The following is a 19,071-nucleotide window of genomic DNA, read 5'->3' on the forward strand; positions in this document are numbered from 1 at the left end:
GGCCCCGGCGAGTTCGGGTCCGCGGACTTCGCGTCCGGCGAGTTCGCGTCCGGCGCGCCGGAGCGCGGCGAGCCCGGCCGTGGCTAGGGCGGTCGACGTCGGCGAGTACGCGAAGGGCGTGCTCGCCGGAAACCGGAGCGCGCTGGCGCGGGCCATCACGCTGGTCGAGTCGACCCGCGCGGACCACCGCGCGCTGGCGCAGCGGCTGCTGGTCGAGCTGCTGCCGCACTCGGGCGGCGCGCACCGGATCGGGGTCACCGGCGTGCCCGGCGTGGGCAAGTCGACGTTCATCGACGCGCTCGGCACGATGCTGACCGCGCGGGGGCACCGGGTGGCGGTGCTGGCGGTCGACCCGTCCTCCACCCGCACCGGCGGCTCGATCCTGGGCGACAAGACGCGGATGGCCCGCCTCGCGGTGGACCCGGCGGCGTTCATCCGGCCCTCGCCGACCTCCGGCACGCTCGGCGGCGTCGCCGGGGCCACCCGCGAGTCGATCGTGCTGGTGGAGGCGGCCGGCCACGACGTGGTGCTGGTGGAGACCGTCGGCGTGGGGCAGTCCGAGGTCGCGGTGGCGAACATGACGGACTGCTCGCTCCTCCTGGCGCTCGCGCGCACCGGGGACCAGCTCCAGGGGATCAAGAAGGGCGTCCTGGAACTGGCGGACGTGATCGCGGTGAACAAGGCCGACGGCCCGCACGAGCGGGACGCGCGCAGAGCGGCGCGGGAGCTCGCGGGCGCGCTGCGCCTGCTGCGCCCGCCGGACGCCCTGTGGCACCCGCCGGTGCTGACGTGCAGCGGGTTGAGCGGCGACGGGTTGGACGCCCTGTGGCAGCAGGTCCAGCGGCACCGGGCCGCCCTGCGCGACGCGGGCGAGCTGGCCGAGCGCCGCCGCCGCCAGCAGGTCGACTGGACGTGGACCATGGTCAACGACCGGCTGCTGGCCGGTCTGCGCGCCGACCGCGCCGTGCGCGCCCTGGTGCCCGAGGTGGAGCGCCAGGTGCGCGAAGGCGAGCTGACCGCGACGCTGGCCGCGGAGCGCATCCTCGCCGCCTTTACCCGCCGTGAAGAAGCCACCGGTTTGGGTGACCACTGACAGTGGTATCCGGAGTGGGCGATGACTAGTGTTGACGACCGTGACTCTGTGGCGATCCCTGCTCGCGGCGTGCTTCCTCGTGCTGGTCGGCGCGCTCGGCGTGACCGGTGTGGCGAACGCCACCACCCCGGGGCAGGCCGGTCCGGTCGCCGCCGCCCAGCCGACTGAATCGGTCCCACCTGGGCCGCAGCTCGACGCGCCGCAGCAGACCGATCCGGGCGTGACCGACGAGACCAAGAGGAAGTTGTGGATCGGCGGTATCGCGCTGGTGCTGTTCGCCCTCGTTTACTGGCGTAACAAGAAGCGCTGGGACAAGTGGCGCAAGGGCAGGAAAGCCGGCTGAGCGGTCGTGGGGGCGACCCGGGTCGTGGGGGCGACCCGACCAGTACGTGAGGTTTCCTAATAAAGGGTGTCCTCCTGCAGCGGATTCTGCACGCACTTGATCGGTCTGACCGAAATTCGTGCACCGCTTGGCGCAGCCGTTCGACCGGCCGGCGGTTGATCAACGGGACCGGCGACGGGGCCGGTCGGGCTTCATGCAGGATGGACGCAAATGGGTACCGACTTCAAGATGAGGACGCGCTCGGCCGTCGAGCGGTACTCCGCTGCGCTGGTAGGGCTCTCGCGCAGCATCCACGCGGAGCCGGAGCAGGCTTTCGCGGAGCACCGCAGCGCGGCGAAGGTCGCCGACCTGCTGGCCGCCGAGGGCTTCGCGGTCCAGCGGGGCGTCGCGGACCTGGAGACGGCGTTCACCGCCTCCTACGGGTCCGGTGACCTGGTCCTGGGGCTGTGCGCGGAGTACGACGCGCTGCCCGAGGTGGGGCACGCCTGCGGGCACAACGTCATCGCCGCGGCCTCCGCCGGCGCCGCCCTCGCCCTGCGGGACCTGGCCGACGACCTCGGCCTCACCGTGCGGGTGATCGGCACGCCGGCCGAGGAAGTGGGCGGCGGCAAGGTGCTCATGCTCGAACGCGGGGTATTCGACGACGTGTCCCTGTCGATGATGGTGCACCCCGCGCCGTACGAGGCGGTCGCCGCCCGCTCGCTGGCGATCACCGACGTCGAGGTGCGCTACACCGGCAAGCCCTCGCACGCCGCCGCCGCGCCGCACCTGGGTGTGAACGCGGCGGACGCCATCACCGTCGCCCAGGTCGCCATCGGCCTGGCGCGCCAGCACCTGGAGCCCGGCCAGATGGTCAGCGGCATCGTCACGCGCGGCGGCACCGTGCCCAACGTGGTGCCCGACCGCACGTCGGCGATGTTCGACCTGCGCGCCGAGGACCTGGAGTCGCTGGGCCGGCTGGAGGAGCGGGTCGCCCGCTGCTTCGCGGCCGGCGCGCTCGCCACCGGCTGCACGCACGAGGTCGTCAAGGTCTCGCCCGTCTACGCCGAACTGACCCCCGACCCGTGGCTCGCCGACGCCTACCGGCGTGCGATCACCGAGTTGGGGCGCACACCCCTGGAGCCCGCCGAGGAGCGGACCAGGCGGCTGGGCAGCACCGACATGGGGAACGTGACCCGGGCGCTGCCGGCCATCCACCCGACCATCGCCATCGACTGCGGAGACGCGGTGAACCACCAAATCGAGTTCGCGACCGCCTGTGCGTCGGCTTCGGCCGACCGAGCTGTGCTCGACGGGGCGCTCGCCCTGGCCTGGACGACCATCGCCGCCGCCTGCGACGACGCGCAGCGCGCCCGGCTGGTGGGCGGTGCGGCATGACGGTTCTCGACTCACGACCCGAGCTGCCGGGGGAGGAGGATCCCGAAGTGCTGTTGACCGAACACGGGGTGAGCATTGCCCCTGTGGACGATCCGGGTGAGGGGCGCGGCCCCTCCTGGCTGGACGACTGGCTGACCGCCAACGCATCCGAGGTGGTCGCCTGGCGCCGGCACATCCACGCCCACCCGGAGCTGTCCCGCCACGAGCACGCCACCACCGAGTTGATCGCGGAGCTGCTGCGCGGGGCCGGCCTGAAGCCGCGGGTGCTGCCCGGCGGCACCGGGCTGGTCTGCGACGTGGGCAGCGGCCCCCGGTGCGTGGCGCTGCGCGCCGACATCGACGCCCTGCCGCTGCACGAGGCCACCGGCGCGCCGTACGCGTCCACTGTGGATGGTGTGTCGCACGCCTGCGGGCACGACGCGCACACCACCGTCCTGCTGGGCGCGGCGCTGGCGCTGGCGTCGGCCACGGAGCTGCCCGGCCGGGTGCGGCTGGTGTTCCAGCCGGCCGAGGAGGTCATGCCCGGCGGGGCGCTGGACGTGCTCGCCGCCGGCGGGCTGGACGGCGTCGAGCGGATCTTCGGCCTGCACTGCGACCCCCGGCTGCCGGTCGGGCGGATCGGCACGCGGGTCGGCGCCATCACGTCGGCCAGCGACATGCTCGAACTGCGCCTGACCTCGCCCGGCGGGCACACCTCGCGGCCCCACCTGACGGCCGACCTGGTGCACGCGCTGGGCACGGTGATCACCGGCCTGCCCACGCTGCTGTCGCGGCGGGTGGACCCGCGCTCGGGGACGGTGCTGGTGTGGGGCGCGGTCCACGCGGGCGAGGCCGCCAACGCGGTGCCGCAGGACGGCGTGCTGCGGGGCACGCTGCGCACCGGCGACCGCGACATCTGGGCGGAGATGGAGCCGCTGATCAAGGAGTTGGTGGGCGCGCTGCTGGCGCCGACCGGGGTCGGCTTCGACCTGCACCACCGCCGCGGCGTGCCGCCGGTGGTCAACGACCGCGAGAGCACGGTGCTGCTGCGCGCCGGCATCGAGGCCGCGCTGGGCGAGGACGCGCTGGCCGGCACCGAGCAGTCGTCGGGCGGCGAGGACTTCGGCTGGTACCTGGAGCACGTGCCCGGCTCGTTCGCCCGGCTGGGCGTGTGGGACGGCGTGGGCAAGCCCCGCGACCTGCACCAGCCCGGGTTCGACCTGGACGAGCGGGCGCTGCTGGTGGGCGTGCGCGTGATGGTGCACGCGGCGCTGGCCTCGCTGGCGTAGGGCGGTCGTGCGCGTTCCGGGGTCGCTGCTGGGGGCGGTTCCCGGAGGTGCTCTGGGGGTTGACGAGGGCGCTGTCGGGGGCGCGTCCTCAGCTTTGATCACGTGGAGTGTCGTACCCCTCTGGTCGGATGTGCGTCGGGGGCGCCTCGTCCGAGGGGACCCTTGCGAAGCCTGCCGGTGGATTCCCGGGGTGGGTCGTTGAGCGGCTGGGGGCTGGCTGAGCGGCTGGGGGTCGTTGAGCGGCTGGGGGTCGTTGAGCGGCTGGGGGTCGTTGAGCGGCTGGGGGTCGGCTGAGCGGCTGAGGGGTTGTCGCCCCGGTCGGGGTTTGCCGGGCCCCGACCGGCCGGTGCGCCCGTCGGACGGCGGCGCGGTCGCGGCGGCCCGGAGCGCGGTTGTCGGTCGGGTCTGCGCCGGTTGAGCAGCCGGAGGCGGGGCGGAGTGCGGTCTGCGCCGGTTGAGCAGCCGGAGGCGGGGCGGAGCGTCGTCCCCGCGCGGGGCGGCCCACGCCCGTACCGCGCCGGAGGACGGGCGCGACCCGCCGAGGGCGGGCCTGCTACCGGTGAAACCCTCCGGCCTCGCCCGGACCGGCGGCGGAAGGGCTCAGCTCACCGGTTCGACCAGGTGCGGGCGGGCTTCCGGGGCGGCGGCGCGGACCGCGTCGGCGGCCGGGTCGTCCGGCTCGGTCTGGGAGGCGCGCTCCGCCTCGACCCGCGAGGTGTAGACCTCGACCTCCCGGGCGATCCGGGCCTCGTCCCAGCCGTGGACCCGCGCGACCAGTTCCGCGACCTCCCGCGCGCAGGCCACGCCCCGGTGCGGGTACTCGATCGAGATCCTGGTGCGGCGGGTCAGCACGTCGTCCAGGTGCAGCGCGCCCTCGTGGGACGCCGCGTAGACCACCTCCACCTGCAGGTAGTCCGGGGCGTGGGGCACCGGCCTGAGCAGCTCCGGGTCCGCCGTCGCCAGCACCTCGTGGACCAGGGAGCCGTAGCGGTCCAGGAGGTGGCGCACGCGGTAGGGGTGCAGGCCGTAGCGGGACGCGAGCTGGTCCGCCTGGTTCACCAGGGCGTGGTAGCCGTCCGCGCCGACCAGCGGCACCTTGTCGGTGATCGACGGCTGGATGCGGCCCGGCAGGTCGACGGCCGCCGCGTCCACCGCGTCGGCGCCCATGACGCGGTAGGTGGTGTACTTGCCGCCCGCGATCGCGACCAGCCCCGGCGCGACGCGCGCGACCGCGTGCTCCCGGGACAGCTTGGACGTCGACTCGCTCTCGCCCGCCAGCAGCGGGCGCAGGCCGGCGTAGACGCCCTCGATGTCGTCGTGGGTCAGCGGCGTCGCCAGGACTTCGTTGACGTGGTCCAGGACGTAGTCGATGTCGCTCCTGGTGGCCGCGGGGTGGGCCAGGTCCAGGTTCCAGTCGGTGTCGGTGGTGCCCACGATCCAGTGGTTGCGCCACGGGATGACGAACAGGACCGACTTCTCCGTCCGCAGGATCAGGCCCGACTCGGAGACGATCCGGTCCCTCGGCACGACGATGTGCACGCCCTTGCTGGCCCGCACCCGGAAGCGGCCCCGGCTGCCGGACAGGCGCTGCAGCTCGTCGGTCCACACGCCGGTCGCGTTGATCACCGCGTGGGCGCGGACGTCGGTCTCCCGGCCGTCCTCCACGTCCCGCACGCGCACGCCCGAGACCCGGTCCGCCTCCCGCAGGAACCCCACGACCTGCGTCGACGTGCGCACCACCGCCCCGTAGTGGGCGGCCGTGCGGCCGACCGCCAGGGTGTGCCGGGCGTCGTCGGCCTGCGCGTCGTAGTACCGGATGCCGCCGATCAGGGCGTCCCGCTTCAGGGCGGGCACCATGCGCAGCGCGCCGGCCCGGGTCAGGTGCTTCTGGCCGGGCACCGAGCGCGCGCCGCCCATGGTGTCGTAGAGCAGCAGGCCCGCCGCCGTGTACGGGCGCTCCCAGACCCGGTGCGTCAGCGGGTACAGGAAGCTCACCGGTTTCACCAGGTGGGGCGCGATCCGGGTCAGCATCAGCTCGCGCTCCCGCAGCGCTTCGCGGACCAGGCCGAACTCCAGCTGCTCCAGGTAGCGCAGGCCGCCGTGGAACAGCTTGGACGAGCGGCTCGACGTGCCGGAGGCGAGGTCGCGGGCCTCGACCAGGGCCACCCGCAGGCCGCGGGTGGCGGCGTCCAGGGCGGCGCCGACGCCCACCACCCCGCCGCCGACGACCACCAGGTCGAACGTCTCCGCGCCCAGGCGCGCCCAGGCCACCTCGCGGTCCTCGGGACCCAGGCGGGCCGTGGTGGCGGGGTTCGACGGCGGCTTGCGCGTGGCCACGGGTGAACGCCTCCCTGATACTGACGAGTGGTCCGACCAGGACTGACTGGACCACGCTACCGGTCGGTACGCCACCGTGGACAACCGATCGACTCCGGAACTAGCGTCAGGTCGCGTCGGGTGGGCAGCGCCCGCGTCGCCGCCCGCCCACCGGACGAGGAGGTCGGCGATGGGCAACGGCTCGATCTTCGTGTGGGAGGCGCTCGGCACCGCGGTCCTGGTCCTCATGGGAGCCGGTGTCGTCGCGAACGTCACCCTGAAGGACTCGCTGGGCAACGGCGGCGGGTGGCTGCTGATCAACTTCGGCTGGGGTTTCGCGGTGTTCGCGGGCGCCAGCGTGGCCGCGCCCAGCGGCGCGCACATCAACCCCGCGGTGACGCTGGGCCTCGCGATCGCCGACAAGGTCGGCTGGGACCGCGTGCCGGTCTACTTCGCCGCGCAACTGCTCGGCGCGTTCGTCGGCGCGGTGCTCGCGTGGGCGACCTACAAGCTCCAGTTCGACACCCACGACGACCCCGGCCGCACCCGCGGCATCTTCTGCACCGCGCCGACCGTCCCGAATGCCGGCTGGAACCTCGTCAGCGAGGTCGTCGGCACGTTCGTGCTGGTCCTGTGGATCCTGCTCAGCCCCGGCGCCAAGGCCGCCGAGGACGGCACCCCGCAGTTCGGCAACTCCGCGCTGGGCTACGCGGCGGTGGCGTTCCTCGTCATCGGCCTGGGCAACTCCCTCGGCGGCCCCACCGGCTACGCGATCAACCCCGCCCGCGACCTCGGGCCGCGCATCGCCTACGCCGTCCTGCCCATCCGCGGCAAGGGCGGCGCGGAGTGGGGCTACGCGTGGGTCCCGGTCGTCGGCCCGCTGCTCGGCGGCGCGCTCGCGGCGCTGCTCCACCGGGTCCTCCCGGTCTGACCTCCGCGCCCGCGGACGAGAAAGGACGCAGCATGACCAAGTACGTGGCCGCGATCGACCAGGGCACGACCTCGACCCGCTGCATGGTGTTCGACCACTCCGGCCGCGTGGTCTCGGTCGACCAGAAGGAGCACCGGCAGATCCTCCCGAAGGCGGGCTGGGTCGAGCACGACCCCGTGGAGGTGTGGGCCAACACCCGGCAGGTCGCGGCCGGCGCGCTGGCCAAGGCGGACCTGGCGACCTCGGACATCGCCGCCGTCGGCATCACCAACCAGCGCGAGACCGCGGTCGTGTGGGACCGCGCCACCGGGGAGCCGGTCCACAACGCGATCGTCTGGCAGGACACCCGCACCGACCGGATCTGCCGGGAACTGGCCGGGGCCGCCGAGGACGGCCAGGAGCGGTACCGGGCGAAGACGGGGTTGCCGCTCGCGACCTACTTCTCGGGGCCGAAGGTGCGCTGGATCCTCGACAACGTCGAGGGCGCGCGGGAGCGCGCCGAGGCGGGCGACCTGCTGTTCGGCAACATGGACACCTGGGTGCTGTGGAACCTGACCGGCGGCGTCCGCGGCGGCGTGCACGTCACCGACCCGACCAACGCGTCCCGCACGCTGCTGATGGACCTGGACACCCTGGCCTGGGACGCCGACATCGCCGCCGACCTGGGCATCCCGCTGTCCATGCTGCCGGAGATCAGGTCGTCCTCCGAGGTGTACGGCAAGGCGCGGGAGCGCGGCGCGCTGGCCGGCGTGCGGATCGCCGGCATCCTCGGCGACCAGCAGGCGGCGACGTTCGGGCAGGCGTGCCTGTCGCCGGGCGAGGCCAAGAACACCTACGGAACGGGCAACTTCGTCCTGCTCAACACCGGCACGGACAAGGTGATGAGCGAGAACGGCCTGCTCACCACGGTGTGCTACAAGATCGGCTCGGCGGACCCGGTGTACGCGCTGGAGGGCTCCATCGCCGTCACCGGTTCGCTGGTGCAGTGGCTGCGGGACAACCTCGGCATGATCGGCACGGCGGCGGAGGTCGAGCGCCACGCGCGGACCGTCGAGGACAACGGCGGCGCGTACTTCGTGCCCGCGTTCTCCGGGCTGTTCGCGCCTTACTGGCGCTCGGACGCGCGCGGCGCGATCGTCGGCCTGACCCGGTTCGTCAACAAGGGGCACCTGGCGCGGGCGGTGCTGGAGGCCACGGCGTTCCAGACGCGCGAGGTGATCGACGCGATGAACGCCGATTCGGGGGTGGCGCTGACGTCGTTGAAGGTCGACGGCGGCATGGTGGTCAACGAACTGCTCATGCAGTTCCAGGCCGACATCCTCGGTGTTCCGGTGATCCGCCCGGTGGTCAACGAGACGACGGCGCTGGGCGCGGCGTACGCGGCGGGGCTCGCCGTCGGGTTCTGGGAGTCCGAGGACGACATCCGGCAGAACTGGGCGCTGGACAAGCAGTGGGAACCGGAACTGGACGAGGAGACGCGGGAGCGCCAGTACCACTTCTGGAAGAAAGCGGTGACGCGAACCTTCGACTGGGAGGAGTGAGGCAGCTCCGGCGCAAGCCGCGCGACCACAAGCCGCGACCCGCCCCTGAGCACGGCCCGCGCAGCACGGCCAGCCCTGTCCAGGCTTTGGGTTTTCGGCACGCCCCGTGCAGAACCGTGTCCTCGTGTTCTCCCCGTATGGCCTGCCCGGAGGGCTACCATGCTTTCTCGGGGGGTGCAAGCACGCTTTTCGCTTGCACCCCCCGAGAAAGCATGGTTGTCTTTGACAGGTCATGCGGGGGGAACACGACCGCTCTTGTTTTTCATTCTCCTTGGCGGCCTGCCTGTCCGGCGAGGACTCTTTTATTTTTTCAGCTTCGGGCGGTACAGCACCTGATATTTCTCGGATCGGTGCAGGATATAAGTATGAAGGGCGGCCAGGAGGCCCCCAAGGAGGAGGGAAGTGCGTCGTGTTCTCCCCGCACGACCTGCCAGAGGCAATCATGTTTGTCTGGGGGTGTCAAGCGAAAAGCGTGCTTGACACCCCCAGACAAACATGATTGGGCTGCGCCCAGGCCGTACGGGGAGAACACGAGGCACGAGGCTGCGCTGAAGCGCCGCCGCGCGGGGCGCGGCTTGCGACGAGAGCGAAGCGCCGCCGCGCGGAGCGCGGCTTGCGGTGAGAGCTGTGCGGGGGTGTGAGGGCCTGGCTGCTAGTCCAAGTCGTCGTGGCGCATGAGTTGGCGGCCGGCCTCGGTGATCGAGCCGGTCAGCGACGGGTAGACGGAGAAGGTCGTCGCCAGGTCCTCCACGGTGAGCTGGTTCTGCACCGCGAGGGCGATGGGCAGGATCAGCTCGCTCGCGTTCGGCGAGACCACCACCCCGCCGATGACGACACCGGTCGCCGGGCGGCAGAACAGCTTCACGAAGCCCCGGCGCAGGCCCTCCATCTTGGCGCGCGGGTTGGTGGCCAGCGGCAGCATGATGGTCCGGGCGGGGACCTCGCCGGAGTCGATGGCCTGCTGGCTGATGCCGACCGACGCGATCTCCGGGTTGGTGAAGACGTTCGCGGCCACGGTCTTGAGCTTGATGGGGCTGACGCCCTCGCCCAGCGCGTGCCACATCGCGATGCGGCCCTGCATCGCGGCGACGCTGGCGAGCAGCAGGACGCCCGTGCAGTCACCGGCCGCGTAGACGCCGGAGATGTTGGTGCGCGACACCCGGTCGACCGGGATGTAGCCGCCGCGGCCCAGCTCGATGCCGATCTTGTCCAGGCCGATGCCGGAGGTGTTCGGGACCGAGCCGACGGTCATCAGGGCGTGGCTGGCTTCGATCGTGCGACCGTCTTCCAGGTGAATCAGGACGCCGTCGCCGACGTTCTCCACGCGGTCCGCGCGGGCGTGCTTGACGACGGCCGTGCCGCGTTCGGCGAACACGTCCTCCAGCACCACCGCGGCGTCCGCGTCCTCGTGCGGCAGCACCCGGTCCCGGCTGGACACCATGGTCACCTTCACGCCCAGCTCGGTGTAGGCGGAGGCGAACTCGACGCCGGTCACGCCCGAGCCGATCACGGCCAGGTGCTCGGGCAGCTCGGGCAGGTCGTAGATCTGCCGCCAGGTCAGCACGCGCTTGCCGTCCGGCTCCGCGCCCGGCAGCACGCGCGGGGTCGCGCCGGTCGCGATGAGGACCACGTCGGCCGGCAGCTCCTCCGTCGCGCCGTCGGCGGTGGTCGCCACGACCCGGTGCTGCGCGAGGCCGCGCTCGTCGTCGCGGAACTCCGCGGTGCCGTTGACGATCCGGACGCCCTCCCGCTGGAGGCGCGCGCGGACGTCGGAGGACTGCGCCAGCGCCAGGCCCTTCACCCGGCCGTGCACGACCGGGAGGTCGACCGCCGCTTCCGTGTCGTCGGTGCGAATGCCCAGCTCACCGGCGCCGCGGAAGGCGCTGCGACCGCCCGCCGAGGCGATGAAGGTCTTCGACGGCACGCAGTCGTAGAGCACGCACGCGCCACCCAGCCCCTCGCGCTCGACGATGGTCACGTCGGCGCCGTGCTGGGCCGCGACCAGTGCCGCCTCGTAACCTGCGGGACCGCCGCCCATGATGACGATGCGGGTCACGACACGTCCTCCTCAGCGTTTGCTCCGGGCCGGTCAACCGTACGCGGTCGGGTTAAGGGCGTGTCGTCCGGTCTTCTGGTTCCTCCGGGTGATCGCGAGGTCGCTAGGCTGTCGTCGTGCCGCTCTATGCCGCGTACGGGTCCAACATGGATCCGAACCAGATGATGGAGCGAGCCCCGTACTCCCCCATGGCGGGGACCGGATGGCTCGCCGGATGGCGACTGACGTTCGGTGGCGAGGACCTGGGCTGGGAGGGCGCGCTCGCGACGATCGTGGAAGACCCGGAGTCGCAGGTCTTCGCCGTCCTGTACGACGTGAGCCCGCGCGACGAGTCCCGCCTCGACCGGTGGGAGGGCGCGCTCGGCCTCTACAAGAAGATCCGGCTGCGCGTCCAGACCCTCGAAGGGTCGGTCACGGCCTGGCTGTACGTGCTCGACGCCTACGAGGGCGGGCTGCCCTCCGCCCGCTACATCGGCGTGGTGGCCGACGCGGCGGAAGCCGCCGGCGCGCCCGACGACTACGTGGCAGACCTGCGCACCCGCCCGTGCCGGGGTATCGGCCCCTGACCTGCGCGCACCGGCCGCCCATCGTCGAGCCGCCCGCCGCCGAGCCGCCCGCTGCCGAGCCGCCCGCGCGGGGGTGCCGGCCGCTGCGCCGTTCCGCGCCGGAGCGCTGACCCGTTCGTGTGGACGGGGCCGCTCCTCGACGCCGCCCGGACGGCAACCGGTGTGCGCGGGTGATCCGCTCGCTACCCTCGTCAGCGTCCGTGTGGCGGCGACGGGGGTCGGGCCGATGGCGGTCGAGGGCGAGCGGGACGACGCGGAGCCGGAGCCCGGCGGGGGCAACCGGGTGGTCGCCGACGCGGTCACCGGCCTGGTGGTGCAGGCCGGCACGGTCGCCGGCGGGATCACCGTCCACGTGCGCGAACCGCGCCTGCCCCTGCCGCGCCAACTGCCCTCCGCGCCCACCGCGTTCGTCGGCCGCGACCGGCACCTCGACCGGCTGACCGGGGCGCTCGGCGGTGGTCCGGCCCCGGCTCCGGCCCGGGTCGGCGCGCTGGCCGGCCCCGGCGGGATCGGCAAGACCTGGCTCGCGCTCGAGTGGGCGCACCGCAACCTGGACCGCTTCCCGGACGGGCAGCTCTTCGTCGACCTCCAGGGCTTCTCGCCCGCCGGCCGGCCGGTGGAGCCCGCCGTCGCCGTCCGCGGGTTCCTGGAGGCCCTGGACGTCGCGCCGGCCCGCATCCCGGCCGCCCCGGACGCGCAGGCCACCCTGTTCCGCAGCCTGGTCGCGGACAAGAAGATGCTGATCGTGCTGGACAACGCCGCCGACGCCGACCAGGTGCTCCCGCTGCTGCCGGGCGGCTCCTCCTGCACGGTGATGATCACCAGCCGCCGCCACCTCACCCGCCTGGTCGCCCGGCACAGCGCCCGCCACCTGCCGCTGGACGTGCTCACCGCCGCCGAGGCCCGCGCCCTGCTGGCCGACCGGCTGGGCGCGGACCGGGTCGCCGCCGAACCCGCCGCCGTCGACGAGCTGCTCGCCTGCTGCGCAGGGTTCCCGCTGGCCCTGGCGGTGGTGGCGGCCCGCGCCCACACCACGCCGGAGACGCCGCTGGCGGTGATCGCCGCCGAACTGCGCGACGCGACCACCCGCCTGGTCGCGCTGGACGACGACGACCCGGCCGCGGGCCTGCCCGCCGTGCTGTCCTGGTCCGTCCGCGCGCTGACCGACGAGCAGGCCGCGGTCTACGGCCTGCTCGGGGTGGCGCCCGGCCCGGACACCGGGCTGCCCGCCGCGGCCGCGCTGACCGGGCTGACCGCGTCCCGCGCGGCCGGCGTGCTGCGCGGCCTGGAGCAGGCGTCCCTGCTCGGCCGCGACCGCGCCGGCCGCTACCGGATGCACGACCTGATCCGCCTGCACGCCCGCGCCCACGCCGGCGAGGCCCTGCCCGAGGGCGCCCGGCGCGCGGCGCTGCACCGGGTGGTCGACTTCTACCTGCACACCGCCCACGCCGGCGACCGCCTGCTGACCCCCGTGAGCACGCTGTCCTTCGAGCTGCCACCGCCTGCGCCCGGCAGCCGGCCGCACCCGCTGCCCGACCTCGCGGCGGCGCTGGAGTGGTTCGAGGCCGAGCGCGCCTGCCTGCCCGCCGCCCAGCGGACCGCCCTCGACCTCGGCCGGGTCGACCTGGTGCCGAGCTTCGCGTGGGTGATGAACGCGTTCCAGCACCGCCGCGGCGACGTCCGGGGCTACCTCGCCGCGTGGCAGGAGGCGGCGGCCGTGGCCGACCGGCTGGACGACGCCACCCGGTCGCTGGTCCTGCGGACGGCGGCCCACGCCCTCGCGCTGTCCGGGCGGGCCGGCGAGGCGCTGACCCGGTTGAGCGAGGTGTTGGCCGCCGCGGTCGGGGCGGGCGACCGCGTGCAGCTGGGCTTGACCCACTACGTCGCGGGGCTGGTGGCCGAGCAGGCGGGCGACGCGGAGCTGGCGCTGGACAACGCCGGCCGCGCCCTGCGGGTGGCCGAGGAGCACGGCGACCCCGTGTGGATCGCGTTCGCCCTCGTCCTCGTCGCCCGGTGCACGGCCCTGACCGGCGACCACGACCGGGCGCGCGAGCGGGGCCGCGCGGCCCTGGCCGTGCACCGCGAGCGCGGCGACGGGTTCGGCGAGGCGGGCGCGCTGGACGCCCTCGGCCTGGTCGACCACCTGGCCGGGCGGCCCGCGGCGGCCGTGGAGTCCTACCGCCGGTCGTGCGACCTGTACCGGGGCGCGGGCTTCACCTACGAGACCGCCCTCGTCCTGGACCGGCTGGGGCAGTCGCACCTGGACCTCGGGCAGGTGGAGCAGGCCCGGGAGACCTGGCGGGAGGCGCTGGAGCTGCACCGGGCGCAGGGCCGCGAGGACGAGGCCGCGCGCCTGCAGCGCCGGTTCGACGACCTCGGGTGACGGGCGACCGGCGCAGCGCCGGACCGGCGCAACACCGGACCGGGGGACGTGGGGTCGGAGAGCGCCGGGCCGGGGAGCGTTGGGTCGGAGAGCTTTGGGCCGGTGGGCGCCGGGCCGGGGGACCCCGACCCGGCGCCCACCGTCACGAAGCGGGCGGCAGCAGGTCCGCCACGTGGGCGACCAGGCGGCGCGCGTCGGTGGGCGAGACGGTGCTCCACGGCTGCTGCCCCGGCGCGGCCCGGCGCAGCTGCACGTACCGGCCGTGCGGGTTGTCGAAGAACGCCACCACGTGGTCCGGCCGGACCCGCTTGCCCCACTTGTCGCGGGCCGCCGCGCCGAACTGGCCGCGGTTGCCCGCGTCGCGGTACATCGCGGTCAGGGTGCGCGCGTCCTCCTGCCGCACCCCGCGCGACCGCAGCGCGGCCTCCAGGCCGTCCGGGGAGCCCGCGGCGGCGGCCGCGGCGTCCAGGTCGGCGCTCGGCAGCGTCACCGAGTGACCCGGGCCCGCCGGCGCCGGCGGCAGCACGCCCAGCGCCTCGCGGGGCAGGCCCTCGCTGGACGCCGGGCGCAGCGTGAGCTGCTCGCCGTCCAGGACGGCCAGCACCGCCGACTGGCCCTTCGCCGCCGCCAGCACCCGCACGCTGCGGCCCAGCCACAGCCGGCCGTCGACCTCCTGCTGCGGCCGGTTCAGCAGGTGCAGGAGGTCTTCCAGCATCGGGTCCAGCGACACGGGGCGGCCGAGGCCGCGGCTGTCCAGCGCGGCCCAGGCGCGGCGCTCCACCTCCGCCCGCTCCGCGTGCGTCCTGCCGGGTGAGGGCACCTTGAGCACCAGCGGCATCGTCTCCAGGCGCAGGTGCTCCCAGAGGACGTCGAACTCCACCGCGGAGATCGTCACCGGCTCGCGCAGGTCGTTGGCGCCCAGGTCCAAACCGAAGGTCGTCATCAGCGGGTGGTGCTCTCCCCGATCACCGGTGGCGAGATGACCCCGCCGATGCCGTAGATGTCGTCGGTCTCCCGGAGGTAGTCGGCGCCGTCGTGCTCGGCGTCCTCCTCCTCGTCCGCCCGCTTGGCGCCCAGCCCGCCGAACGGGTCGAACGCCTGCTGCGGGGCGGGCGCGGCCACCGCGCGCTTGTGCACCGTGTCGCCGCCGCCCTGCTGCCCGGCGCCGAGCAGGCTGCCGGGCGCGCTCGGGTTGGCCGCCGCCGCGTGCTGCGCGCCGGCCGCCGCGAACGCGCCGAACTCCGCCGAGCTGGCCGTCGTCGTGCCGGGGCCGCGCGGCAGCAGCGGGTCGGCCGCGGCGCCCTGGTGCTGCTCGGCGGTCGTCGTGTCGGAGGTCTTGCGGCGGTCCTGCCCGCCCGCCCCGCCGCCGATCACGCCGCCCACGCCGTAGGCGGGCGGGTGGCCCGCGGTCGCGCCCGGCACGCCGGTGGCCGGCCTGGTCGCCGACCCCGGCTGGTCCGCGCCCACCGCGGTCGAGGGCGCGGTGGACCCGCCGGGCTGGAACGCGGGCCGCGGCTGCTGCCGCGCCGGCTGCGGTGACTGGTGCGCGGGCTGCTGCGGGTTCCAGCCGCCGCCGGCGCCCCGGCCGCCGCGACCGCGACCGCGCCCGCGGCCCCAGCCGTGCCCGCCGCGCGGGCCGCCGTGGAAGCCGGGCGGGCCGCCCACGCCGGTCGCCTCGTTGCGCACGACCTCCGTCGTGGTGATCACCAGCTGCGGTGGCTGGTGGAACTGGCCCAGGGTGCTGACGTTCGACGCCGTGGAGGACGCGTAGGTGCTCATCACCTCGCGGGCGCGCTGCTCGGCCGCGTTGTGCGCCTTCTCCTGCTTCTCGTAGTCGGTCTGGCCGCCCACCAGGTGCGTCAGGCCGGCTTCGAGCAGGCCGGGCTTCTCGGCCGTCACCGGGACCGGGGGCGGCATGTCCGCGCGGGCCTTGGCGATGTAGTCGGCCTGCAGCTCGGCGGACAGGCGCATGACCTCCGCGCCGCCGCGGGCGTCGTCCGCCCACGCGGCCAGCGGGTTCAGGCCCGAGCGGGCCTGGTCCGCCGCCGCTCCCTCCCAGCTCGCGCCGGACCGCAGCACGCCCGCGAGCAGCTCGGAGTTGATCTCGGCCAGCGCGGCCGAGACGCCCTCCCAGCGCTCCATCGAGGTGTGCGAGGCCCGCGGGCCGGGCCCGGAGTTGATCTGCGCGTAGAGCTCCTCGTGGCTGTACCCGCTCCAGCGGTGTCCATCGGGCATGAAGATTCCCCTTGCCTGCGGCGGGCTCAGCAGCCGCCTTGCTGCTCCATCAACCCGGTGTTGTCGTCCTCGATGGACCGGTACTGCCGCTCGACCAGCGTCAGCGCGTCCATGGCTCCCTTGAGCTGCTGCTGGTAGTTCTGCAGCGCGGTCAGCGCCGAGTCGCCCGATTCGACCGACCGGTCGTTGAACCGCTCGGCGGCGTCCGCGCTGACCGGGTCACCGGCCCAGGGGCGGACCCTGACCTCGGTGATGGCCTGCTCGATCTGCTGGTCCAGCTTCGTCAGCGCGCCTGCGAACGCGCTGCGGAGGCCGGGTATCGCTGCTGGGTCCACGCTCAGGGTGTGGGACACCGGTGGCGTGCCACCCGTGTCCGCACCACGACCGTGGTCTTCCGACGGCATGGAGGACCTCCCCGTCTTCCTTGGCCAATGGCCGGTTCCACCGGTGGGTTCCGTCAGCGAGGTCACTTTAACCACACGGTCCGACAGCGGGGAGTGGTTGGTGCCCACTTCCCCCGCGCGGGTCAGCCCCGTTGCAGCAAACCGGTCACGGCCGCTTCTGCCGCGCGTTGCGCGCCTTGGCACAGGACGTCCTGCGCCACCTTGGTCCGGTTGCCGCCGTCGCGGAACATCACGTCCAGGAACTGACCTTCCGACAAGTCCACTTCGACATTGCACACGTCGTCCAGGCCGGGCGTGCGCACGGTCAGCGCGGGGAATCCCGCCACCGCCGTGAGCCGCGCGTCGACCTGGGCGTTCTCCGACAGCCACACGCCGATCCCCTCCACGGTGACCAGCGCGAACCGCACCACGTTGCCGCTGGTGTTGCTGCGCATGGTGCACGCCTTCGCGTTGCCGAAGCCCCGCTCCACGTAGGCGCTGGGCGGGTTGTCCAGGCTCAGCAGGACCCGCTGGTCCGCCGACAGCACCCCGCACGGGTCCACCGAGTCCAGCGGGACCTCCCTGGGCCGCGGCGGGAGCGACAGCGTCGTGGTCGCGGTCGCGGCGAGCGGTTCGTCGACCCGGCCGTCGGCTTTGTGCTGCGGTGGGGGCGTGCACGCCACGAGCGCCGCCGCGGTGAGCGCGACGATCATGTGAGCTGCCCTCATGAGCACCTACCGTAGCCGTGTCCACACGCCCGGTGAACCGTCGGAGCGGAAACCGCATTTCTGCGCGACCCGCTCGCCCGCCGCGCCGGCGATTTCGGCGGTGATGCTGCCGAGGTCGAGGAAACCGAACCCGAAACCGGTCACCGCCTGCACCGCTTGCGTCGCTATTCCTTTTCCGCGCCGCGCCGGCGTGATCCAGCAGAACAGCTCGCCGGTGGTCGACACCGCGATCTCGCCGACCGCGGCGTTCGACAACTGTTCACACACCGCCCACGAGCAGGTCTCGTCCTCTTCCCACTGCCGTCGCCGCTCGGCGATGTGCGCGGCGGCGGCGCCCGGCGCGGCGAACCGGCCGCCGCCGACCAGGGCGGCCCGGTCGTCCACCCGGTCGTCCGACCGCAGTTGCCGCAGGTAGAACTCGCCCGCGTTGATGTCGACCGGCTCCATGGCCGGCGAGACTAGCCGGTCACCGGCCGGGACCACAGGAGCCGAACGCCGCACCGGGCCCGGCCGCCGCGGGCCGCGCCGGTCCCGCGGAGGCGGCCTGACCTGGCCCGGGACGCGCACCGGGCAGGGGCGGCGCGGGCCTCGGTGGTGGGAATGAGTTAACTCGGCCGGGTGAAACCGGTCAGTCGGTCACGAAGCCGTCGCGGGGTTCGGCCAGCGCCTCCAGCTCGGCGCGGCGGGCGCGGGCGGGGCCGCCGCCGGGCGCGGTGGTCACCTCGACCACCCAGTCGGCGTCCTCGGCGTCGTCCTCGCCGGCCAGCAGGTCCCGGTGCACGAGGCACGGCGCCCAGCCGGCGGCGCGCAGGTCGCGCGCCAGCTGCTCGGCCTCGTCCCGGTCGTGCAGGACCAGGAGCAGGAAGTCAGCCACCGAGCAGGCCCCGCTCGCGCAGGGCGGCGCGCAGCGCCGCCACGTCCGGCACGTGCACGCCGTCGATGCCCGCCGCCACGGCCCCGGCGGCGTTCTCGGCCTTGTCGTCGCAGAACACGGTCTCCTCGGCGGTCGCGCCGAGCTGGCCCAGCGCGCGCCGGAACGCGCTCGTGGTCGGCTTGACCGCCCCGATCAGCGCGGACGTGACGACGTCGTCCACCTCCCGGTCGAGCCCGAGCGCCCGCAGGTCCTCCGGCAGCCGGGTGGTGGCGTTGCTGAACAGCGCGACCCGGTGCCGCCGCCGGACCCGGCGCACCAGCTCCAGCGCCTCGGGCACGACCTCGCCCAGGCGGCTCCACGCGGCCATCGCGTCGCGCGCCACCTCCGGCCCCACGTCGTCGGCGAGCCGGTCGCGCACGGCGGTCCGCCACTCCTCGTCGGTGACCTCGCCGACCAGGGCCGGCCCGGCCAGCGAGAACGCCAGCGACGACAGCGTCCCGTGCGGCAGCCCGAAGTCGTCCTCGATGGCGTGGTCCGGGCCGAACGCGCGCAGCACGCCGTCCAGGTCGAGCAGCAGCAGCGTCACCGCCGGTTCCCCAGCCGACCGACCAGCAGCGCCACCGCCGGGACGAGCAGGAAGATCAGCGGCGTCTTCACCGCCACGAAGAACAGCACCACGCACAGGACGCCGACCGCGGGCACGAGGCCGGCGGCCAGCCGCGGGTCGAGCCGGGGCCGGGCCGCCGGACCGGCCGCCGGCGACGGCAGCGGCACGACCTGCGCGAACCGGGGGTGCGGCGCGGGCAGGTCGGCGAACAGCGCCAGCAGCTCGCCGCGGGTCCGCGCGGTGGCCACGCGCGCCGAGCGGTCGCCGTACTCGTCGACGTCCAGCCGGCCCTCGCCCAGGTGCTCGCCGAGCAGCCGGAGCGCCTGCTCGCGCTCCGCGTCACCCACCCGGATGTCCCGCTCGCCCACGT

General features: G+C 74.2%; 18 protein-coding genes. 8 read left to right on the top strand and 10 right to left on the bottom strand.

Annotation, left to right across the window (positions count from 1 at the left end):
• Positions 1-79 precede the first annotated feature (79 nt).
• The 4 genes from meaB to JOE68_RS18705 all read left to right on the top strand — a co-directional run bounded on the left by meaB (position 80) and on the right by JOE68_RS18705 (position 4,081).
• Positions 80-1,093, top strand: a complete 1,014-nt coding sequence (gene meaB, locus JOE68_RS18690) for a methylmalonyl Co-A mutase-associated GTPase MeaB (protein WP_204843596.1) — start codon at positions 80-82, stop codon at positions 1,091-1,093.
• A 40-nt stretch (positions 1,094-1,133) separates the two neighbouring features.
• Positions 1,134-1,436 (top strand): hypothetical protein, encoded by a 303-nt coding sequence (locus JOE68_RS18695; RefSeq protein WP_204843597.1) that lies wholly within the window; start codon positions 1,134-1,136, stop codon positions 1,434-1,436.
• Positions 1,437-1,646: 210 nt separating this feature from the next.
• Positions 1,647-2,813, top strand: coding sequence for a M20 family metallopeptidase (locus tag JOE68_RS18700; protein ID WP_204843598.1), 1,167 nt, complete (start codon positions 1,647-1,649; stop codon positions 2,811-2,813).
• A complete protein-coding gene (locus tag JOE68_RS18705) occupies positions 2,810-4,081 on the top strand; it encodes an amidohydrolase (protein ID WP_204843599.1) in 1,272 nt (423 codons plus the stop codon). Before JOE68_RS18700 ends, JOE68_RS18705 begins: the two co-directional genes overlap by 4 nt.
• Before the next feature lie 600 nt (positions 4,082-4,681).
• Here JOE68_RS18705 and JOE68_RS18710 read toward each other — a convergent pair.
• Complete coding sequence (locus JOE68_RS18710) at positions 4,682-6,418, bottom strand: glycerol-3-phosphate dehydrogenase/oxidase (protein WP_204843600.1); 1,737 nt, start codon at positions 6,416-6,418, stop codon at positions 4,682-4,684.
• 169 nt (positions 6,419-6,587) lie between these two features.
• Here JOE68_RS18710 and JOE68_RS18715 point away from each other — a divergent pair, with 169 nt between their 5' ends.
• Both JOE68_RS18715 and glpK read left to right on the top strand, forming a co-directional pair.
• Complete coding sequence (locus JOE68_RS18715) at positions 6,588-7,328, top strand: MIP/aquaporin family protein (protein ID WP_204843601.1); 741 nt, start codon at positions 6,588-6,590, stop codon at positions 7,326-7,328.
• Positions 7,329-7,360: 32 nt separating this feature from the next.
• Positions 7,361-8,869: a glycerol kinase GlpK gene (gene glpK, locus JOE68_RS18720; protein ID WP_204843602.1), complete on the top strand. Its 1,509-nt coding sequence runs from the start codon at positions 7,361-7,363 to the stop codon at positions 8,867-8,869.
• A 652-nt stretch (positions 8,870-9,521) separates the two neighbouring features.
• On the opposite strand, the gene JOE68_RS18725 is transcribed toward glpK, so the two are convergent.
• The gene (locus JOE68_RS18725) at positions 9,522-10,925 is read right to left on the bottom strand and encodes an NAD(P)H-quinone dehydrogenase (protein WP_204843603.1); all 1,404 of its coding nucleotides are present in this window, start codon (positions 10,923-10,925) and stop codon (positions 9,522-9,524) included.
• A 116-nt stretch (positions 10,926-11,041) separates the two neighbouring features.
• On the opposite strand from JOE68_RS18725, the gene JOE68_RS18730 reads away from it, so the two are divergent.
• The gene (locus JOE68_RS18730; protein ID WP_184689715.1) at positions 11,042-11,491 is read left to right on the top strand and encodes a gamma-glutamylcyclotransferase family protein; all 450 of its coding nucleotides are present in this window, start codon (positions 11,042-11,044) and stop codon (positions 11,489-11,491) included.
• 202 nt (positions 11,492-11,693) lie between these two features.
• On the top strand, positions 11,694-13,874 hold the full coding sequence (locus tag JOE68_RS18735) for an ATP-binding protein (protein ID WP_204843604.1): 2,181 nt from the start codon (positions 11,694-11,696) through the stop codon (positions 13,872-13,874).
• Between the two features lie 142 nt (positions 13,875-14,016).
• On the opposite strand, the gene JOE68_RS18740 is transcribed toward JOE68_RS18735, so the two are convergent.
• From JOE68_RS18740 to JOE68_RS18775, 8 genes are all read right to left on the bottom strand, one after another.
• A complete protein-coding gene (locus JOE68_RS18740) occupies positions 14,017-14,817 on the bottom strand; it encodes an ESX secretion-associated protein EspG (RefSeq protein WP_204843605.1) in 801 nt (266 codons plus the stop codon).
• Positions 14,817-16,109: a PPE domain-containing protein gene (locus tag JOE68_RS18745; protein ID WP_204843606.1), complete on the bottom strand. Its 1,293-nt coding sequence runs from the start codon at positions 16,107-16,109 to the stop codon at positions 14,817-14,819. Before JOE68_RS18745 ends, JOE68_RS18740 begins: the two co-directional genes overlap by 1 nt.
• A gap of 26 nt (positions 16,110-16,135) precedes the next feature.
• A complete protein-coding gene (locus JOE68_RS18750; protein WP_307819739.1) occupies positions 16,136-16,444 on the bottom strand; it encodes a transcriptional regulator in 309 nt (102 codons plus the stop codon).
• Between the two features lie 191 nt (positions 16,445-16,635).
• Complete coding sequence (locus JOE68_RS18755) at positions 16,636-17,220, bottom strand: DUF3558 domain-containing protein (RefSeq protein WP_239562284.1); 585 nt, start codon at positions 17,218-17,220, stop codon at positions 16,636-16,638.
• A gap of 6 nt (positions 17,221-17,226) precedes the next feature.
• Positions 17,227-17,667, bottom strand: a complete 441-nt coding sequence (locus JOE68_RS18760; RefSeq protein WP_204843608.1) for a GNAT family N-acetyltransferase — start codon at positions 17,665-17,667, stop codon at positions 17,227-17,229.
• A 181-nt stretch (positions 17,668-17,848) separates the two neighbouring features.
• Positions 17,849-18,094, bottom strand: coding sequence for a hypothetical protein (locus JOE68_RS18765; RefSeq protein WP_204843609.1), 246 nt, complete (start codon positions 18,092-18,094; stop codon positions 17,849-17,851).
• On the bottom strand, positions 18,087-18,680 hold the full coding sequence (locus JOE68_RS18770) for an HAD family hydrolase (protein ID WP_204843610.1): 594 nt from the start codon (positions 18,678-18,680) through the stop codon (positions 18,087-18,089). Before JOE68_RS18770 ends, JOE68_RS18765 begins: the two co-directional genes overlap by 8 nt.
• Positions 18,677-19,069, bottom strand: coding sequence for a DUF1707 SHOCT-like domain-containing protein (locus JOE68_RS18775; RefSeq protein ID WP_204843611.1), 393 nt, complete (start codon positions 19,067-19,069; stop codon positions 18,677-18,679). Before JOE68_RS18775 ends, JOE68_RS18770 begins: the two co-directional genes overlap by 4 nt.
• Positions 19,070-19,071: the final 2 nt, after the last annotated feature.

Source organism: Saccharothrix algeriensis (assembly GCF_016907655.1).
In the GTDB taxonomy this organism is placed as follows: domain Bacteria; phylum Actinomycetota; class Actinomycetes; order Mycobacteriales; family Pseudonocardiaceae; genus Actinosynnema; species Actinosynnema algeriense.

Excerpts from the sequence above, each read along its gene's own strand:
- JOE68_RS18705 (WP_204843599.1), top strand. The coding sequence starts at position 2,810 with ATGACGGTTCTCGACTCACGACCCGAGCTGCCGGGGGAGGAGGATCCC.
- JOE68_RS18760 (WP_204843608.1), bottom strand. The coding sequence starts at position 17,667 with ATGGAGCCGGTCGACATCAACGCGGGCGAGTTCTACCTGCGGCAACTG.
- glpK (WP_204843602.1), top strand. The coding sequence starts at position 7,361 with ATGACCAAGTACGTGGCCGCGATCGACCAGGGCACGACCTCGACCCGC.
- JOE68_RS18745 (WP_204843606.1), bottom strand. The coding sequence starts at position 16,109 with ATGCCCGATGGACACCGCTGGAGCGGGTACAGCCACGAGGAGCTCTAC.
- JOE68_RS18700 (WP_204843598.1), top strand. The coding sequence starts at position 1,647 with ATGGGTACCGACTTCAAGATGAGGACGCGCTCGGCCGTCGAGCGGTAC.
- JOE68_RS18740 (WP_204843605.1), bottom strand. The coding sequence starts at position 14,817 with ATGACGACCTTCGGTTTGGACCTGGGCGCCAACGACCTGCGCGAGCCG.
- JOE68_RS18755 (WP_239562284.1), bottom strand. The coding sequence starts at position 17,220 with ATGAGGGCAGCTCACATGATCGTCGCGCTCACCGCGGCGGCGCTCGTG.
- JOE68_RS18715 (WP_204843601.1), top strand. The coding sequence starts at position 6,588 with ATGGGCAACGGCTCGATCTTCGTGTGGGAGGCGCTCGGCACCGCGGTC.